This window comes from Kitasatospora sp. NPDC051853 (genome assembly GCF_044452665.1).
Classification (GTDB): Bacteria; Actinomycetota; Actinomycetes; order Streptomycetales; family Streptomycetaceae; genus Kitasatospora.
Genome location: NZ_JBITBY010000001.1, coordinates 493,535 through 511,395 on the forward strand (window position 1 = coordinate 493,535; position 17,861 = coordinate 511,395).

The 17,861-nt window shown below is 72.1% G+C and carries 13 protein-coding genes; 6 read left to right on the forward strand and 7 right to left on the reverse strand.

What is annotated here, in order from left to right:
• The first annotated feature begins 427 nt into the window (after positions 1-427).
• The 4 genes from ACIA8O_RS02150 (at position 428) to ACIA8O_RS02165 (ending at position 5,971) form a co-directional block, all read left to right on the forward strand.
• Positions 428-2,317 (forward strand): FAD/NAD(P)-binding protein, encoded by a 1,890-nt coding sequence (locus ACIA8O_RS02150; protein ID WP_396291579.1) that lies wholly within the window; start codon positions 428-430, stop codon positions 2,315-2,317.
• A 27-nt stretch (positions 2,318-2,344) separates the two neighbouring features.
• Positions 2,345-4,045: an AMP-binding protein gene (locus ACIA8O_RS02155; RefSeq protein WP_396291580.1), complete on the forward strand. Its 1,701-nt coding sequence runs from the start codon at positions 2,345-2,347 to the stop codon at positions 4,043-4,045.
• Between the two features lie 29 nt (positions 4,046-4,074).
• Positions 4,075-4,539: a cupin domain-containing protein gene (locus ACIA8O_RS02160; protein WP_396291581.1), complete on the forward strand. Its 465-nt coding sequence runs from the start codon at positions 4,075-4,077 to the stop codon at positions 4,537-4,539.
• 118 nt (positions 4,540-4,657) lie between these two features.
• Positions 4,658-5,971 (forward strand): MFS transporter, encoded by a 1,314-nt coding sequence (locus ACIA8O_RS02165; RefSeq protein WP_396291582.1) that lies wholly within the window; start codon positions 4,658-4,660, stop codon positions 5,969-5,971.
• 339 nt (positions 5,972-6,310) lie between these two features.
• Here ACIA8O_RS02165 and ACIA8O_RS02170 read toward each other — a convergent pair whose 3' ends face one another.
• Entirely contained in the window at positions 6,311-9,418 is a 3,108-nt protein-coding gene (locus ACIA8O_RS02170; RefSeq protein ID WP_396291583.1) for a BTAD domain-containing putative transcriptional regulator, read from the reverse strand.
• 267 nt (positions 9,419-9,685) lie between these two features.
• Here ACIA8O_RS02170 and ACIA8O_RS02175 point away from each other — a divergent pair, with 267 nt between their 5' ends.
• Positions 9,686-11,890 (forward strand): ATP-binding protein, encoded by a 2,205-nt coding sequence (locus ACIA8O_RS02175; RefSeq protein WP_396291584.1) that lies wholly within the window; start codon positions 9,686-9,688, stop codon positions 11,888-11,890.
• Here the strand turns inward: ACIA8O_RS02175 and ACIA8O_RS02180 are convergent.
• From ACIA8O_RS02180 to ACIA8O_RS02200, 5 genes are all read right to left on the reverse strand, one after another.
• Positions 11,824-12,270 (reverse strand): hypothetical protein, encoded by a 447-nt coding sequence (locus ACIA8O_RS02180; RefSeq protein WP_396291585.1) that lies wholly within the window; start codon positions 12,268-12,270, stop codon positions 11,824-11,826. The genes ACIA8O_RS02175 and ACIA8O_RS02180 overlap by 67 nt on opposite strands.
• Entirely contained in the window at positions 12,267-13,526 is a 1,260-nt protein-coding gene (locus tag ACIA8O_RS02185) for a hypothetical protein (protein ID WP_396291586.1), read from the reverse strand. Before ACIA8O_RS02185 ends, ACIA8O_RS02180 begins: the two co-directional genes overlap by 4 nt.
• Before the next feature lie 126 nt (positions 13,527-13,652).
• On the reverse strand, positions 13,653-14,462 hold the full coding sequence (locus ACIA8O_RS02190; RefSeq protein WP_396291587.1) for a peptidoglycan-binding protein: 810 nt from the start codon (positions 14,460-14,462) through the stop codon (positions 13,653-13,655).
• A 134-nt stretch (positions 14,463-14,596) separates the two neighbouring features.
• Positions 14,597-16,228, reverse strand: a complete 1,632-nt coding sequence (gene dacB / locus ACIA8O_RS02195) for a D-alanyl-D-alanine carboxypeptidase/D-alanyl-D-alanine-endopeptidase (RefSeq protein ID WP_396291588.1) — start codon at positions 16,226-16,228, stop codon at positions 14,597-14,599.
• A gap of 171 nt (positions 16,229-16,399) precedes the next feature.
• Positions 16,400-16,675: a hypothetical protein gene (locus ACIA8O_RS02200; RefSeq protein ID WP_396291589.1), complete on the reverse strand. Its 276-nt coding sequence runs from the start codon at positions 16,673-16,675 to the stop codon at positions 16,400-16,402.
• A gap of 119 nt (positions 16,676-16,794) precedes the next feature.
• On the opposite strand from ACIA8O_RS02200, the gene ACIA8O_RS02205 reads away from it, so the two are divergent.
• A complete protein-coding gene (locus ACIA8O_RS02205) occupies positions 16,795-17,028 on the forward strand; it encodes a DUF2277 domain-containing protein (protein ID WP_396291590.1) in 234 nt (77 codons plus the stop codon).
• A gap of 20 nt (positions 17,029-17,048) precedes the next feature.
• Here ACIA8O_RS02205 and ACIA8O_RS02210 read toward each other — a convergent pair whose 3' ends face one another.
• Complete coding sequence (locus ACIA8O_RS02210; RefSeq protein WP_396291591.1) at positions 17,049-17,780, reverse strand: FadR/GntR family transcriptional regulator; 732 nt, start codon at positions 17,778-17,780, stop codon at positions 17,049-17,051.
• Positions 17,781-17,861: the final 81 nt, after the last annotated feature.

Consider the following 17,861-nt stretch of genomic DNA (forward strand, 5'->3'; position numbering starts at 1 on the left):
GGTGCAAAGTTGACTGTCGGTAACGTTTTGACAGTCCGTCAGATGGGTAACGGGCGCCTCCGGTTCCTTTTGAGGACCTTTTCGGTAGCTGTCCGCTACCGCGGCGTCGGCCGACAATTCGGGAATTCGTCCGCAGTGCCGTGCGCGGAATTCCGCGGCGGAGAATCCGGCTACCTGACAGAGCTTCCCGGCAATTCGTCGCTACGTCGTCAATTCGTCCCGCCGAGCCGGTCGGCGGCCTGACGGAGGCATGGCGGAAAAGTTGCGACATACCGGGGCGAAATTGCCGTTCTCCGAGGCCAGTTCGTCAGATCGCCGTTCACACCGTGCCCGCCGGTGATCTGCGTCACACACAAAACTGTACTTGCGTCCACCTTTGGACGCTCATTTACTTCTGTCATCGTCCACAGACAGGGAAGGCACTCGGATGCACGACTCCGCCCTGAACATCGCGATCATAGGAATGGGGCCGCGCGGCCTTTCGGTCCTGGAGAGAATGGTCTCCCGGCTCTCCGCGCAGCCGGTTTCCCGGCCGGTCCGGATCTACACGGTCGACCCGGGAGAAATGGGCGCCGGCCGGGTCTGGCGCACCGACCAGTCCGAGTGGCTGCTGATGAACACCGCCGCCGGCGAGGTCAGCCTCTACTCCGGCGAGCCCGACGACGGCCCGTGGCGGGCCGGCGCCGGCCCCTCGCTGCACGAGTGGCTCGCGGCCGACCCCGAGACGTACCCCGAGCTCGGCTCGCCCAACACCTACGCCCCGCGCCGGGTCTACGGCCGCTACCTGCACGACGTGTACCGGCGGACCACCGCCCACCTCCCCGAGGGCGTCGTGGTCGTCCCCGTCACCGCCCGGGCCCGCTGGGCCAGGCGCGGCGAGACCCGCGACTACCGCCTGACCACCAGCGACGGGCAGCAACTCGACGTCGACAAGGTGGTGCTGACCACCGGTCACCCGCACAACTTCGCCGGCGGCTCCGACCGCGACCTGCTGGACTTCGCCTCCCGGCACCGCGGCACCAGCTACCTGCGCGGCGACTCCGCGGCCGACATGGACCTGGAGGACCTGCGCCCCGGCCGCCCGGTCGCCGTCATCGGCCTCGGCCTCACCTTCTACGACGTCACCACCGTGCTCACCTCCGGCCGCGGCGGCCGCTTCGTCGAGCGGGTCGACGGACGCCTCACCTACGAACCCTCCGGCCACGAGCCGCACATCTACGCCGGCTCCCGCAGCGGCCTGCCGCTGCTCGCCCGCGGCCGCAACCAGAAGGGCTCCGACTACCGTTACTCCCCGGCGGTCTTCACCCCGCAGGCGCTGGCCGAGGTCCGCCGCCGGGCGCTGGACGAGAGCGGCTCGGTCAAGCTCCGCTTCCGCGAGCACGTCCTCCCGCTGATCCTGCGCGAGGTGGACCACACCTACTACCGCACCACCGTGCTGCAGCGCGACGGCGAGCAGGCCGCCGCCGAGTTCTCGGACGCCTTCAAGATCGCGGTCGGCTGCGACCGCGAGCAGGTGGCCAAGCTGCTGGCCGACAGCGGCCTGGCCGGGCTGCCGCCGATCGACCTGGAGACGATGGCCCGCCCGTTCGCCGGGGAGACCTTCTCCTCGCCCGCCGACTTCCACGCCCGGCTCACCGAGGTGCTCTGCGCCGACGCCGCCGAGGCCGAACGCGGCAACATCGACGGCCCGTTGAAGGCCGCCCTGGACACCCTGCGGGACATCCGCGGCGCCGTCCGGGAGGCCGTGGAGTTCGCCAGCCTGCACCCCGACTCCCAGCGCGACGAGTTCCTCACCTGGTTCAACCCGATCAACACCATGGTCTCGGCCGGCCCGCCGGTGCTGCGCATCCGCCAGGCCGTCGCCCTGATCGAGGCCGGCGTGCTCACCGTGGTCGGCCCCGACCTGGAGATCGGCCGCTGCGAGGACACCGGGCAGTTCTCCCTCGAATCCCGGTCCGTGGCGGGCTCGTTCGTCAACGCCACCACCCTGATCGACGCCCGCATCCCGCGCTCCGACATCCGGGTGGACGCCTCCCCGCTGATGCGCCAACTGCTCGGCGACGGCTGCGCCGCCGCCCACACCAACGTCAGCGAGCAGGACGGCGCCAGCTTCACCACCGGCGCGCTCGCCGTCACCGAGCGCCCCTACCGGGTGATCGACCGCACCGGGACCCCGACCAAGGGCCTGTACGCGCTCGGCATCCCCACCGAGGAGCTCCGCTGGTTCACCCAGATCGGCAACGGCCGCCCCGGCCCGATGGTCGGCTTCCACGCCGACGCCGACGCCATCGCCCAGGACATCCTCACCGGCGCCTGAGGCCCCCTCACCAGGAGTTGACGTACCGTGACCGCACAACACCCCGACGCGTACCAGGAGTTCAGGGCAGCCCGGGACCTCCTGCTGGAGCTGCGCGAGGACCACGACGCCGCCGTCGCCGAGTTCAGCTGGCCCCGGCCGGAGAAGTTCAACTGGGCGCTCGACTGGTTCGACCGGATCGCCGAGGGCAACGACCGCACCGCGATCCGGATCACCGACGGCACCGAGGCCGTCCAGCTCAGCTACGCCGAGCTCGCCGCCCGCTCCAACCAGGTCGCCAACTGGCTGCGCGCCCAGGGCCTCCGGCGCGGTGACCGGGTGCTGCTGATGCTCGACAACCAGCTCGCCGTCTGGGAGTCCATGCTCGCCGCCATCAAGCTCGGCGTGGTGGTCCTCCCCACCTACACCACCATCTCCGGCGACGACCTCGCCGACCGGATGGAGCGCGGCGAGGTGGCCCACGTGCTGACCGCCAGTCACCTGACCGGCCTGTTCGACCCGTTCACCGAGGTCACCCGGATCGCCGTCGGCGAGCCCGTCCCCGGCTGGCGCCCCTACGCCGAGGCGTACGGCGAGAGCACCTCCTACTGCCCGCAGCGCGAGACCCGCGCCGACGAGCTGCTCTTCCTCTACTTCACCTCCGGCACCACCTCGCGCCCCAAGATGGTCGCCCACACCCACGTCAGCTACCCCGTGGGCCACCTGACCGGGATGTACTGGAACGGACTGCGCCCCGGCGACGTGCACTGCAACGTCTCCGCCCCCGGCTGGGCCAAGCACGCCTGGTCCTCCTTCTTCGGCCCGCTCAACGCCGAGGCCACCGTGCTCTCCGTCAACCTGCCGCCCGGCGCCCCGCCCCGGCTGCTGCTGGAGATCGCCGACCGCGAGCGGGCCACCAGCCTGTGCGCCCCGCCCACCGCCTGGCGCACCCTGCTCCAGACCGACCTGGGCCGCAAGCCCGCCGCCCTGCGCGAGGCCTCCTCGGTCGGCGAGCCGCTCAACCCCGAGGTGATCGACCAGGTCCGCGCCGCCTGGGGCCTGACCGTCCGGGACGGCTTCGGCCAGACCGAGACCACCGCCCAGATCGGCAACACGGCCGGCCTGGCCGTCCGCCCCGGCTCCATGGGCAAGCCGCTGCCCGGCTACCCGATCCTGCTGGTCGACCCCAAGACCGGCCGGGCCGGCGACGAGGGCGAGATCTGCGTCGACCTGACGGACCGTCCGGTCGGCGTGATGACGGAGTACCTCGGCGACCCCGAGAAGACCGCCAGGACCTTCGCCGACGGCCTCTACCACACCGGCGACATCGCCCGCCGCGACGCCGACGGCTACCTGGTCTACATCGGCCGCAACGACGACGTCTTCAAGTCCTACGACCACCGCATCTCCCCGTTCGAGCTGGAGAGCGTGCTGCTGCGCCACGAGGCGGTGGCCGAGGCCGCCGTCGTCCCGGTGCCGCACCCGGTCGGCTACCGCGTCCCCAAGGCCTACGTCGCGCTCGCCGACGGCCACCCCGCCGACGCCGACACCGCCCGCGCCATCCTCGCCTTCTCCGCCGGGCAGCTGGCCCCGCACCAGCAGATCAGCCTGCTGGAGTTCGCCCACCTGCCCAAGACCACCTCCGGCAAGATCCGCCGCGCCGAACTGCGGGCCGGCGCCGCCGGGGTGGAGCACCGGGCCGAGGACCTGCTCGACGAGCAGACCGTCCACGCCGCCCCCGGCCTCTGACCGTCCGTCCCCCACCTAGGAGTTCCGCCATGTCCGAGTACATCGCCCAGCAGCGCAAGGTCGAGGTCTTCCCGGACCTGCTCGGCGCCGGTTCCAGCAGCGACAACCTCACCTGGCAGGCCTACGTCCAGCCCGGCCGCCAGGCCGTGGACGTGCACTGGCTCTACACCGGCGAGGAGACCGGCCCCGACGGCGCCGAGGCCTACATCGCCCACTTCGGCCCCGGCGCCCACGGCGACCTGCACCGCCACCTCGGCTTCGAACTGCTCTTCATCCTGGAGGGCGAGCTGGAGAACGACAACGGCGACCGCTACCTCCCCGGCACCCTGGTGGTCGAGGTGCCGAACAGCATCCACCGCGTCTCCAGCACCAAGGGCTGCAAGATGATGGTCATCCGGGAGAAGCGCACCCTCCCGATCCAGCCCGGCGAGATGCCCGACACCGGCCTCGCCCTCGACGGCGCCCCGCTCGACCCCTCGACCGCCCAGAGCTGACATACCCCCTTGCCGTGCACCGGAGTTCCCTTCCCGCTCCGGTGCACGGCTGCCACCGTTGCTGTACGCCCTTTGCGCGGTCCGCCCACGCCCCGCACCACGACCAGGAGACCTCCCCATGGTCCAGTTAACGACCCCGCCCACCCCGCCCAGCCCGCCGACGCCGGCGGCCCCGGCGGAACCGACCGTCGGCCGGTCCGGCAAGGTCCACGGCACCCGCTACAAGTGGGGCATCCTCTGGATCGGCATCTTCGCCCAGGCCGCCTTCAGCGCCACCTTCCAGGGCATCCCCACCTCCGGCTCCATCCTGCAGACCGCCTACTCCCTGAGCACCGGTCAACTCGGCTTCGTGCTCGCCGCGGTGACCGCCGGCATCTTCGTCACCGACGTCTTCTGGGGCATCCTCTCCGACCGGATCGGCGAACGGGTGGTCCTGATCACCGGCCTCTCCGGCACCACCGTGGCACTCGCCCTGGTCACCGCCTTCCTGGTGCCCTCCGGCGGGGCCGTGCCCTCCTACGTCGCCCTGGCGGTGGTGCTCTTCTTCGCCGGCGCCCTCGGCGGCTGCGTCAACGGCGCCTCCGGCCGGGCCGTGATGGGCTGGTTCCCGCCCGCCAAGCGCGGCTTCGCCATCTCCCTGCGGGTCGCGGCCGTCCCGGCCGGCGGTGCGATCGGCGCCGCCGTCCTCCCGCCGCTGGCCCTCGGCGCGGGCTTCCGCTGGGTGTTCGCCTTCCTCACCCTCTTCTGCCTACTGGCCACCCTCGCCGTGGTGATCTGGCTGGACGAGCCCCCGCTCGCCCGCACCAAGCGCGACGGCTCCACCGCCGCCACCGACGTCCCCGACCCGCTCAAGCGCTGGGACATCTGGCGGGTCGCCATCACCGCCTTCCTGCTCGACCTGCCGCAGTTCCTCGTCCTGACCTTCGGCTCGGTCTTCCTGCACACCGTCAAGGGCATGTCCATCGGCTCGATCGCCGTCCTGCTGGTGGTCATCCAGATCCTCGGCGCCGTCTCCCGCGTCTGGGGCGGCCGGTGGACCGACCGCCACGGCGGCCGCTACCGCCGCACCCTGGTCACCCTCTACTCCTGGGTCATCGCCGTCGCCTACACCGGCATCGCCGTCTTCGAGTCCTCCCCGACCTGGATCGTCGCCGGCCTCCTCATCCTGGCCGGCTTCCTCTCCTGCGGCTGGCACGGCGTCCACTACGCCGAGATCGCCACCATGGCCGGCGCCGAACGCTCCGGCACCGCCCTCGGCCTCGAGAACACCATGGTCTTCGCCGGCGCCTTCGCCACCCCCCTCCTCATCCCCCTCCTCCTCGACGTCTCCGGCTGGTGGGCCGTCATGCTCCTCATCGGCGCCGCCCCCGCCGTCCTCTCCGCCCTCCTCATGCCCCGCGAACTCCCGCGCGAGCCGAAGCCCGCAGTCTGAGCCCACGGCGAAGGGCGGCACGCCGTCGTGGCGTACCGCCCTTCTGGGTCAAGCCAATGGCTCGCCAATTCATTCGAATTGGCGAGCCATGCTCACTCGGCGTGGGTAAGCGGTATGCAGATCCGGGCCTGAGCCGGAGCGGAGGGGAGTGCCAGGACAAAACCCATGGTCAGAGCCAGGCCGAGGGCGAGACGAATCACCGTGGTGCATCCATTTCGGTAGTGACGTTGCGCTGGAAAAGCTGATGCATTAGATTGGGTCCGAGTGGCCCAACTGGGTCCAATTTAGCTCACCAGTCCCACGCGCCACAAATCCGAGTGGCACCTCCATTTCGAAAACTCATTCCCCCTGGAGGCGGGTGCGGAGGTATTCGGACGCGCTCAAATCGAGTGAGGCACCGAGTGCCACCGCTCGGCGCCAGACCTCCCGGGCCTCGGTGGCCCTGTCGAGGCGGAGGAGTACGGCTGCCAGGACGTCGGCCGCGGCGGCTTCGTCCCCCGCGTGCGGGATCGATCGGGCCGTACGGATGGCCTTGCGCAGGTGCTGCTCGGCGAGGGGAAGGAGGCCGAGGAGGGCAGCGGCCCGGCCGGCGCCCCTGAGTGCGGTGGACCGCTCGTACGGTGCGCCGATGTCCCGTGCGATGCCCTGGGCCGCGGTGAAGCTGTCGAGGGCTGGGCGGGGGCTCCCGCTCCGGAGGTGGATGTCCCCGCGGGCGTTCAGCGCATTCGCCTGGTTCCGGCGGTCGCCGAGCTGGCGGTACGTCTCCAGTCCCATCTCGCAGAGGGCGAGGGCCCGCGGGAGGTCCTCGGGGTCGTCGACGCTGTCGGCGAGATTGATGCGAAGGGCCGCTCGGTCGACCTCGGAGCCGACGATCGCATTCAGGGCCAGGGCCTCTTCGAAGGTTCTGCGGGCGGAGGCCCGGTCGTCCATTGCCAGATGAACTTCTCCGATGTTATTAAGAATTCCGATCTCTCTCTGGAGATCGCCGATCTGCCGCACCTCGGTGAGCGACTCGAAGAAGGCCGCCAGTGCGGACGGGTGGTCGGACGAATAGAGGAGGATGATCCCCAGATTGTTCGAATACCGGACGCGATTGTGGCGACTCACGGGGAGCGAGAGTCCTTGCCGCTGAAGGGTCAGCGCCGCCTCGTACTCGCCGACGTGCCAGTGCAGGAGCGCGAGCTGGGCGAGGGCCTCGGCCTGGCCGTCGACGTCCCGCACCGCCCGGGTCAGTTCCAGGGCCGACTCGCCGGACTCGGCCGCCTGCACGTACCGGGAGGAGCGGGCGTGGCTGCCGCTCAGATCGATCAGGGCCCGCGCTTCCGCGGTCCGGTCGTTGACGGACCGCCAGTGCTCGACCGCGGCGGTGTGCATCTCCACGGCGTCCTGCCAGTGGCCCTCCTGGCCGAGGTGCTCGGCCAGTACGTGCGCGAGCCGTGCCGCTTCGTTCGTAAGCCCGGTCAGGCGGGCATGCCGTTCGACGCTGAGCAGCGAGGTGCGCGTCTCGACGAGCCACTTCCTCGCCTCGGCCTCGTCCGTCCAGTGCGGTTCCGGCGTGGAGTTGACGGCCGATGGCAGCGGAAGGCGGGGGCGCCCCGGGTAGACCAGACGGTCCGCCCGATCGGCCAGCCGGAGTTGGCAGTGGATCAGACGGCGGCGGGCCGCCTCGCGCTCGGAGGGCTTCTCCTCCGCGTCGGCGAGCAGCTTGGAGTACTCCGCCAGCAGGTCGTGCATCCGGAAGCGGTCCGGCGAGAGCTCGGTGATCAGGTGGTAGTCGAGGAGGTTCTCCAGGATGCGTTCGGCGGTGTCGAGCGGCAGCCCCATGAGGGCGGCCCCCTCGTACAGGTCGAACTCGCCGGCAGGATGCAGCCCGAGGCGGCGGAACGCGCTCTTCTGGTCGGAGGTCAGCAGCAGGTAGGAGAGTTCGAAGATCTTGGCCACGTCGCGGAACTCGTGGCGGATCTCGCCGAGCCGGCCCGGGGTCCGTGAGAGCCGCCGGGAGAGGTGCCCCAGGCTCCACGTGGGGTGGTCCTTGAGGCGGCTCGCGGCGATCTCGATGGCCAGCGGGAGATGCCCGAGCTGGGCGACCAGGTGGCCCAGCACCTCGTCGTCGTCGGCCCGTTCCGGGCCCACCAGGTGTCGGAAGAGAGCGGCGGCCTCGTCGGGAGGCAGGAGGTCGACGAAGTAGGTGTGGACACCGGGAAGGCCGCTGAGTCGGTGACGGCTGGTCAGCAGGACGACCGATGAGGCCGATTCGGGTAACAGCGGTCTGACCTGCTCGGGGCTCGCGACGTCGTCCAGCAGGACGAGAACCCTGCGGCGGGAGAGCTCGGTCCGCCACAGGGCGCTCAGTTCCGAAGTCTCGTTCGGTAGTGAGCCGGCGGGCGTTCCCAGCCTACGGAGCAGGGTGACGAGTGCGCTGTGGGCGGAGGCGGGCGGCTGGCCGGGGGAGTGGGCCCGCATGCAGTGGTAGATCTGGGCATCGGGGAAACGGGGGCGGAGGCGTTCGGCCAGATGGAGTGCCAGCTCGGTCTTTCCCACACCGGCCATGCCGGACAGGGTCTGCAGGGCCAGGTTGCCGTCGAGCCGTTCGGACAGCCGGGCCAGGTCGCTTCCGCGGCCCACCAGGTGGCTGCGGCTGGGAAGGTTCGACGGGACCGTGCCGCCGAGGGGGGAACCGCTCTGTGTGCTGTGGCCCGGATTCGGCAGCAGGTCGTTCACCGGGACCTGTTGGAGGATGCGATCGTGGAGCAGGGTCAGCCGTGGACCGGGTTCGACCCCGAGGTCCGCCCGCAGGCGCCGTCGCACCTGGCGGAACAGGCTCAGTGCGTCGGACTGGCGGCCGGAGCCGTAGAAGGCGACGAGCAGGTGCTCGGCGAGTGCCTCGTGGGTGGGGTACTGCTCGAGCTCGGCCGAGAGGTCCGGCACCAGGTCGGAGAAGCGGCCGAGGGCCAACTCCAGCGAGAAGCGGCCGAGTCGGACGGAGAGCCGCCGCCGGAGCATCGCGGAGCGGGTGCTCTCTGCCCAGTTGCCCGGAAGTCCGGTCAGTGGTTCCCCGCGCCAGAGTTCTTCGGCGTCGTGGAACGCCCGCAGGGCGCGCTCGCCGTCGCCCGCCTCCGCGTGGGTGCGGGCCCGTCCGGCCAGGCGGAGGTACTGCTGCCAGTCGACCTCGGCGGGATCGGACTCGAGGGCGTAGCTCTGCGCTCCGGAGACGAGCGTCGCGCCGGTGGCGGAGGGGCCCGCCAGCTCGGCCGCCCGGCGGAGAGCGGAACGCAGGCGGGAGGCACAGCTGTAGAGGTTCGAAGGGTTCGCCGAGGCTGGGTCGTCCCAGATCCGGTCGGTGAGCGTCGTGTGGGAGAGGGGTCTGCCGAGTTCGTACGCCAGTGCGGCGAGGAGGGTCTTCTCCCGTGCGGAGCGGAGCGGAAGTACCTGACCAGCCGCTTTCACCTGTACCGGTCCGAGCAGACAGATCATCAACACAGCCCCCCCAGTGGACAGTTTGCGCGTTTTCGATTATGGGAGCACGGCGGAGGGGAGCATGGCCATAGCACCTCGGAGTGGAGCGCAACTGATTTACGTAAGGTTCAGTATCGAACCGCGGCGGACCTGCTACAGGGGCTTGCCGTGGGCAATGGGGGTGCTGTGGAGTTGCTGACCAGTGCGGACCTGGTCTCCGCGTTCCGGCGGGCGACCGTCCGGCAGTGGGATCAACTGATGCTTCTGGTGGGTCCGCTGGCCGTACCCACGGATGACGGGGAGCGCGGTCTGCTGGCGGCTTCCCTGCTGGAGCACGCCGAGCTGGAGCCGGGGCTGCGGCTCTGGGTCGCGATGGCGGGGAGTGAGGGCGGTAACACGATCTCGGGATCGGCGCAGTTCACCGGCACCACGGTGCAGGCCCGCGAGATCCACGGCGGGATCCACCTCGTGACGGACCGACCGGTAATGCCCGTTCCCCGTCAGTTCCCTCGGTCCACCGGAGAGTTGGTCGGACGAGCCGGAGCCCTCTCCCGGCTGGAGGGGCTGCGGAGCGGAAGCGGTCGCTCCGATCCGTTGGTGCTGGTCACCGGGCCCGCTGGAGTGGGCAAGACCACGCTCGTCCTGCATTGGCTGCGCGGCCTGGCGGAGGAGTACCCGGACGGCCAGCTCTACGTGGATCTGCGAGGGCACTCGGTGGAGTCCGCGGCCGGTGCAGCGGAAGTCCTCGGTGGGTTCCTGCGGGCCATGGGCATCCGGGCCGTGCCGGCGGACACGGCCGAACAGGCCTCCCTCTGGCGATCGGCGAGTGACGGCAAGCGCCTGATGATCCTCCTTGACAATGCCATGAGCGCTGCCCAGGTCCGCCCCCTGCTACCCGCTTCCGGGAGCTCCGTGGTGGTGGTGACCAGCCGACTGCGCCTCTCGGGGCTCCAGTTGGACGGTGCAGGGGTGCTACGCCTCGGACTGCTCGGCCCGGCGGCCTCCGCCGCACTGCTCCGGGACAGGATCGGGCCGGACCGGGTCGCTGCGGAGCCGGGGCCCACCCGCCAGGTCGCGGACCTGTGTGCCGGGCTGCCGCTGGCACTCTGTGTCGCTGCGGCCCGGGTCGTCACCAGCTCGTCGCAGGCGATCTCGGAGACGGCAGCCGCGCTCGACCGGGAGGCCGATCGGCTGGCGGAGCTCCGGGTGGAGGGCGAGCGAGCGGTCCAAGGGGCCCTCGACGCCTCCTACCGGGTGCTGGGGGAGGAGGCGGCTGCCCTGTACGGCCGTCTCGGTCAGCTTCCCTTCACCGACTTCCCGGTGGGGTTGATCACGGCGCTCACGGGCCGGCCGGAGGGTCCTGCGGCCGAGCTGGTCGAGATGCTGACGGGCATTCACCTCCTGGAGCAGTCGGAGGGCGCTCGCTACCGGTTCCACGACCTGGTGCGCCTACATGCCAGGAGCATGGGAGCCAGGGGGCCGGACGCGCTGCGCCGTGCCGTCGAGTGGTACCTGGCGACCGCGACTGGAGCGGAGGCCCTGATCACTCCGAGCCACCGCACTCTGGAGCGCAGCCACCACGAGGAGGGGGTGGTGCCGCGGCGCTTCGCCGGAGAGCGGGAGGCTCTCGAGTGGCTCGGCACGGAGCAGCACCACCTGATGGCTGCTCTCCGGGCCGCCGATGCCCGTGGCTGGTCCGAGTACGTCTGGCAGTTGGCGGACGCGATGTGGCCGTTGTTCCTGCGGCTGCGGCCGTACGGGATCTGGTTCGAGGCCTTCGACCGTGGGCTGAGGGCGGCGCGGGAGGTGGGTGACCGGGCGGCGGAGGCGCGGATGCTGACCTCGGGGGGCGGAGCGCTGCGGGCGCTCGGTCGGCATGCCGAGGCCGCGGGGTGGTACCGGGAGGCGCTGGTGCTGGCGCTGGCGGACGGGAACCGGCGGGACGAGGCGCAGGCGCGGCACGGGGTGGGGCAGTCCGAGTACCTGGCGGGGCGTCATGGGGCGGCAGTGGCGGAGCTCGGGGTCGCGTTGGCGATCCGGGAGGAGATCGGATACCCGCGCGGGGCGGCGCTGACCAGGGTGGTGCTCGGCGAGGTGCGGCACGCGCTGGGCGAGCCGGAGGCGGCGGTCGAGCTGCTGGAGCGGGCCAGGACGGGGCTGCTGGAGGCCGGCGACCACTACGACGCCGCCCGGGCCCTGGCACTGCTCGGGCGGTCCAGTGGGGCGGCGGGGCGGAAGGCCTCGGCGGAGGAGCAACTCAGCGCGGCACTGGCGGAGTTCGAGGCGGCCGGATCGGTGCAGTGGCAGGCCAGGTGCCGGGAGTTCCTCGGTGAGCTGGCGGAGACGGCGGGCCGGCCGGGGGCGGCCCGCCGCTGGTACGGGGAGGCGCTGGAGCTCTACCGGTCGCTGCATGCCCCGGATGTGGCGAGGCTGACGGCGAGGCTGGCGGAGCCGTCGGACTGAAGCCGCATCGGAGGGTGCCCGGGGATGGTGAAGCACATCGTCCGGGGTTTCCCGGCGAGCAGCCAGGAGTGGATCAGCGAGCCGGTCAGGGTGAGGGTCACCGGGCCGGGTGCGGCCACCACGGGGCTGCGGCTGTTGCCGGTGCGGACACAGGCCCTGACCGTTCCGTCGAGGGCGGCGAAAGCGGCCACCGTGCAGCCGGGCAGGAGGGAGAGGATCCACTCCGCGAGCCGTGCGGCCGCGATGGCGGGCATGAGGTGACGGCCGGTCAGGACGTCGGCCTGGCAGAGTTCGGCGGCGGGTGCGTCTGGATCCAGGCAGACGGCCAGGTGTTCGTCCTGGCCCGCCGGATCCGAGAGGTGGATGCGGATGAGGTTCACCGGAGCCTCCCCGGCTCGTGGTCGTCGAGGGCGGTCGGCAACGGCAACGGGTCGTCGGAAGGTGCGTGGGCCGGCTCGCCGAGTCCGAGCAGGCGGTAGATCAGTGCCCGGACGTTGTGGTTGAAGCGGCCGGGTTCGGAGGAGATCCGCTCCGCGATGGCGGCGGACTCCTCGGGCCGCAGGCGCTGTTCGGCGTAGTCGAGCTGCTCGGCCAGCGAGTGGGTGAGCGAGAGGGCGGGGGCGGTCCGGGCCAGCAGGGCTCCGGGGGAGTGCGGGTTGAGGTCCCGGGCGGCCGGGAACCGCGCCAGCAGGGTCGGGGTGGCGGTGAGGGCCCCGTAGAGCGAGACCGAGCCGTGGTCGCCGATCAGGTAGTCGGCGGCGATGAGCAACTGCCGCCAGTCGGTCTCCGGCGGGAGGAGGTGGACGCTCTCCCTGGCCCGTTCCGGGAGCCAGCCGTTCACCTGCCAACGTCCGTGCCCGGCCCAGACGTTGGGGTGGACCAGCAGGGCGGTCCGGTAGCGGTCGGCGGGCAGTTCGGCGAGCAGCCGGGGGAGCAGGGCGTCGATCCGGTTGAAGGAGGAGGCCCGGCCCCAGGTGGAGGTGGTCAGCACCAGCCGCTCGCCCTCACGCAGCCCGAGGGCCCGGCGGTACCGTTCGCGGAGCGGCAGGCTGGCGGCGATCCGGTCGTAGCAGCCGTCGCCGATCACCTCGGCGATCGGCAGGGCCTCGGGGCACCAGCGGGCGAGCTCGTCCAGGTCGGAGCGGTGGGCGAGCGCGACGGCGGCCGGCACCACCCGGCCCTCCCAGGTGAGGTAGGAACGGCCGATGCCGCCGATGGTGCGGTCCGGGCCGAGTGCCGGACGGTGGTTGAGCTTGACGTGCCCGGCGCCGTGCGGCAGCCGGAGCAGCGGGCCGCGGATCTGCTCCACGCCCTTGGAACCGGCGGCGAGCGCGAGGTCGAAGTCGGTGCGAAGGGCCTCGCGCCAGGGCATCACGGTGGCGCCGAGCGAGCGGAGGAAGTCGGCGGCCCCGGCGTTGAACTGGTGCGGGGCGACGGTGAAGACCACGTTGACCCGGAGGTCGGTGCGCAGCAGCGGGAAGACGTCCTGGAGACGGAGTCCGTAGACGAGGGTGTGCACCACCACCAGGACCCGCTTGCAGTCGGGCAGCGTCAGCCACTGCCGGTGCTCGTCGGGTGCGGGCCGGGGCGCGGTGGCCCCGGGTGCGGTGATGGGTTCGGCCGAGGTGAGTGGCATGGTTGCGGTCCCCCTGGATCCGGTACGGCGGCCGCGGGTGTGCGGCCGCCGTGGGGAGGGGTGCCCGGTGGGGTTGGCGGAAGCCCTGCCACCTGCTTGCGGAAACCTTGCGGAGGAGGTGTACGGCTAGATGCGGTCGCCGTACTCGGCCTGGAGGCGGTGGAGTTGGCGGGGGCCGGGGATGCCGTCGGCGTCGGGGCCGGTGTCGCCGATGCGGAGTTGGTAGGCGCGCATGGAGGCGGTGTCGGCGGGGCCCCAGTCGGGGCCGGGGCCGACGGTGTAGTGGGAGCAGCCGGCGGCGGTGAGGAGGCGGCCCATGGTGGTGATGTGGGGGCCGTGGGAGCCGGGGCCGTAGGGGTGGCCGTCGATGACGACCTGACGGGGGATCAGGGGGGTGGGGAGGTCGGACTCGTCGGCCTGCTGGCCGAACCAGGTGATGCCGGGGCGGCCGCGCCAGGCCGGGTCGGCGCAGACCAGGCCCTCGGGGAAGTCGGGGTAGCCGTAGGAGTCGACGTAGGAGGAGCGGCGCTGGTAGCGGCGCTGGTAGACGCCGTCGCCGTTGGCGGAGCCGTCGTCGTTGGTGTTGCCGGCGATGACGGTGATGGTGTCGGGGGTGTAGGCGGTGACCAGGCCGGTGTGCTCGCCGCCGGGGCCGTAGGGGCCGTCGGGGGTGCCGAAGAGGACCTGGGCGCCGATGGCGGGGTAGACGGAGAGGCGGCCGCGGCGGGCGAACCAGTCGCGGGCGGTGGAGCAGGAGGCGGTGTCGGGGTAGCGCCCGGCGTTGCCGCTCTCGGCGGCGACGGCGGAGACGAAGTCGGCGCACCAGCTCTCGGCCGGGCGGCCCATCGCGGTGGAGAAGCGGTTGCGGTTGCCCGCGCCCTCGCGGTAGCCGAGGTGGCTCCGGGCGGTGTGCAGCATGGCCCGTGCACCGGACATGGTCTGTCTCCTGACGAATAGGCGAGCGGGCCCTGCCAAACGAGGTTCGGCAGGGCCCGGTTACGGAGCGTCAGGTCCCCTCAGGGGTGCGGCGAGGGGCGTACGAGGGGCATGCGGGGAGCGTGCGAGGGCGCTCAGCAGCGGCCGAGGGTCTCGCACTCCTCCCAGCGGGTGGCCGGGACGAGGGCGGCCTCGGGCGAGGCGGAGGACGGCGCCTGGAAGGAGCGGGCGGCGGGGGCGCCGGCCGGGGCCTTGGCCGGGGCGCCGGAGCTGGTGGCCGGGGCGGGCGCCGGGCCGGTGGCCAGGCGGACGGCGATGGCGTCCAGGACGAAGCGCGGGCGGGCGCCCGGGAAGTTGTTGAGCATCGCACTGAAGGCCAGGCGGCGGCCGTCGGGGGCGGTGGCGTAGCCGATCAGGTTGTCGACGCCGCTCATCGAGCCGCTCTTGGCGTGCACGTTGTTCTCGGCGGCGGTGCCGCGCATGCGGGCGGCCAGGGTGCCGCCGACCATGCGCTCCGGGTTGCCGGCCACCGGGAGGGCGTCGTACCAGGTCTTGAACCACGGCTTGCGGGTGGCCAGGTCGAGCAGCGAGGTGAGCTTGCCCGGGGTGACCAGGTTGTAGCGGGAGAGGCCGGAGCCGTCCACCTGACGGCCCGTCGGGAGCTCCAGGCCGTTGGCCTTGAGGAAGCCGTTGACCTGGGCGGAGCCGGTGCCCCAGGTGCCCTGGCCGCCCTTGACCTTGCCGATCTCCTTGGTCAGGTGCTCGGCGATGCCGTTGTTGCTGATCTTGAGCATCGGGACGATCAGCTTGCCGAGCGGCTCGGAGTCGTGCGAGGCCAGCGGCTGGGTGGTCTCGGTGCCGGTGGCGGCCTTGGCCGGGCGGACCACGTCCACGCCGGCCCGCTCCAGGGCGCCGTTGAAGACCTCGCCGGTGTAGGCGGCCGGGCCCTCGACGGTGACCAGGGAGTCGACCGGGGCGGCGTTGGCGGCCAGGCTGCCGGACAGGGCGATCTCGTTGACGCCGCGCTTGCGCTCGACGCCGCTGCTGTTGCCGGAGCCGGCCGCACCGGTGGTGACCTGGCCGGTGAACTTGACCGGGGCCTCGGCCGGGAAGGTGGTGACCTTGGCGGGCTGGCCGGCCGTGGTCGGGGTGACGGTCACCTTGACGGTGTCCATCGAGTACTCGGCGTCGGGCGCGACGGTCAGCGCGGAGATCTGCGGACTGTACGAGTACGGCTCGTCGTCCCAGGCCCAGCCCGGGCCGAGCGGCACCGAGTCGTAGCGGGTGGCGTCGGTGAGCACCCGGCCGGTGACGGTGGTGATGCCGGCCGCGGCCACCTGCTTGGCCAGCGCGTCCAGGTCCGCCGGGCGCAGGCTCGGGTCGCCGCCGCCGCGCAGCACGATGTCGCCGACCAGGACGGAGCCGTAGCGGGTGCCGGAGGTGAGGACCTGGGTGGTGAAGACGTGGTTCTCGCCCAGCAGGTCGAGGGCGGCCGCGGTGGTGACGGTCTTGAGGACCGAGGCCGGGGTGAGCAGCGCGTTCTGCCCGCGCTGGTAGACCACCTGGCCGGTGGTGGTGTCGATCACCTGGACGCCGGCCTGGGCGTTGGCCAGTGCCGGGGTGGCGAGGATCGCGTCGAGGTCGGCGATCAGCTTGGGGTCGGCCGGGGTGGAGGTGTCGGCCTGGGCGACGCCCGCGAGGAGCGAGGCGGCGACGGCTACGGCGGCGAAGGGCAGGACGTGGCGGCGGCTGGTGCGCAGCGACAAGGGAGCTCCCGGGCTCTCGGACGTGACGGGGGCGCGCGCAAGCGCGTCCGCGCCCGACAGACCGGTGCGGAACAGGCCAAAGCCCCCCGTTGGCGTGCACAGACTAGCAGTTGACGAACGGTCTGATGATCGCCGGCGGGGGGCCTCGGCGGGACGGGGGACGGGGGTGGTTCAGACCTGTGGTGCGCGGGCGTTGCCCGCCTTGGTGGCCTCGACCATGGCCTGGTGCAGATTGCGGGCGGTGGTCTCGTCGGCGGCGGGGAGCGGGCTGCCGAGCACGGTGAACCAGTCCTGTGCGCCGGTGTACTGAACGGTGATCTTCACCTGCCCCTCCACCCAGGTGGTGTGAAGCGTCAGATTGCCGGTGATCGCGCCGAGCTCCTCGGTGAGCACGCCGCCGTGCCCGGCATGGATGCCCTGAGTGGTCCAGGTGGCCCACGTCTCCACGGTTCCTCCTGCTGCTGTCCGGGGGGTGATCATGCGTCAAGAGTTACCTGGCCACGGTACCCCGGCTCGGCGGCGATCACCCCCTGTCACCTGTCAGGGGCGCGGCGCACACTGGGGGCATGTGCCGATCCATCAAGACCCTGCGCGCCCCGGTCACCCCCGAGGTCACCGAGGACGACGTCCACGCCGCCGCCCTGCAGTACGTGAGGAAGGTGTCCGGCTTCCGGGCGCCCGCCGGGCACAACCAGGAGGCCTTCGAGCGGGCGGTGGAGGCGGTCGCGGAAGCCACCCGGGAGCTGCTCGACCATCTGGTGGTCAGGGGGCGGCACCAGGCGGCGGTCCACGAGCACTGACCGCGCGGAGGGCCGGGGCCTCAGCCGAGGAAGCCCCGGAGCAGGGCGGCGGTGGCCTCCAGGTGCTCCTCGGTGGTGCGGCGGGCGGCCGCCACGTCCCCGTCGAGGATGGCCCGGACCATGGCGCGGTGCTGCTCCGAGGCGTGCTCGATGTTGCGGCCGAGCACCGGGATGGCGTTGAGCAGGTCGTTCAGCCGCATCCGTCCGGCCGCCACCCCGGCGGCCAGCGAGGGGGAGCCGGTGAGCTCGGCGATGGCGAGGTGGAAGCGGGAGTCGAGCTGGCGGTAGTCGGCCGGGTCGCAGTCCTCCAGGTCGGCGAGCCGCCGCTCCAGCTGCTCGCGCTGGGCCGGGGTGAGGGTGCGGCGGGCGGCCTGTTCGGAGGCGCCGGTCTCCAGGACCAGACGGTACGTCAGGGCGTCCTCCAGCTCGGCCCCCATGTCCTGGACGGCGCGGCGGAGTTGGCCGAGGTCGGGCGGGGGCAGGCGGTAGGTGACGAAGGTGCCGCCGTAGCGGCCGCGGCGCGGCTCGACGCAGCCGGCCTGCTGGAGCGAGCGGAGCGCCTCGCGCAGGGTCTCGCGGCTGACGTTCAGCCGGGCGGCGAGCTCGCGCTCGGGCGGGAGGCGGTCGCCGTGGGCGAAGACGCCGAGCTTGAGGGCGGCGAGGATGCGCTCGACGGTCTCCTCGAAGGCGTTCCCGGTCCGGACCGGACGCAGGACGGACGCGCCCCGCCGGTCCACGTCCTCGTCAGTCACGCAGGGATCGTACCCAGGGAGGGGGAGGGGCAGGGAGGGGGAAGGCGGCGAAGGAGGTCCGGGTGGCGAAAAGGCGGGGCG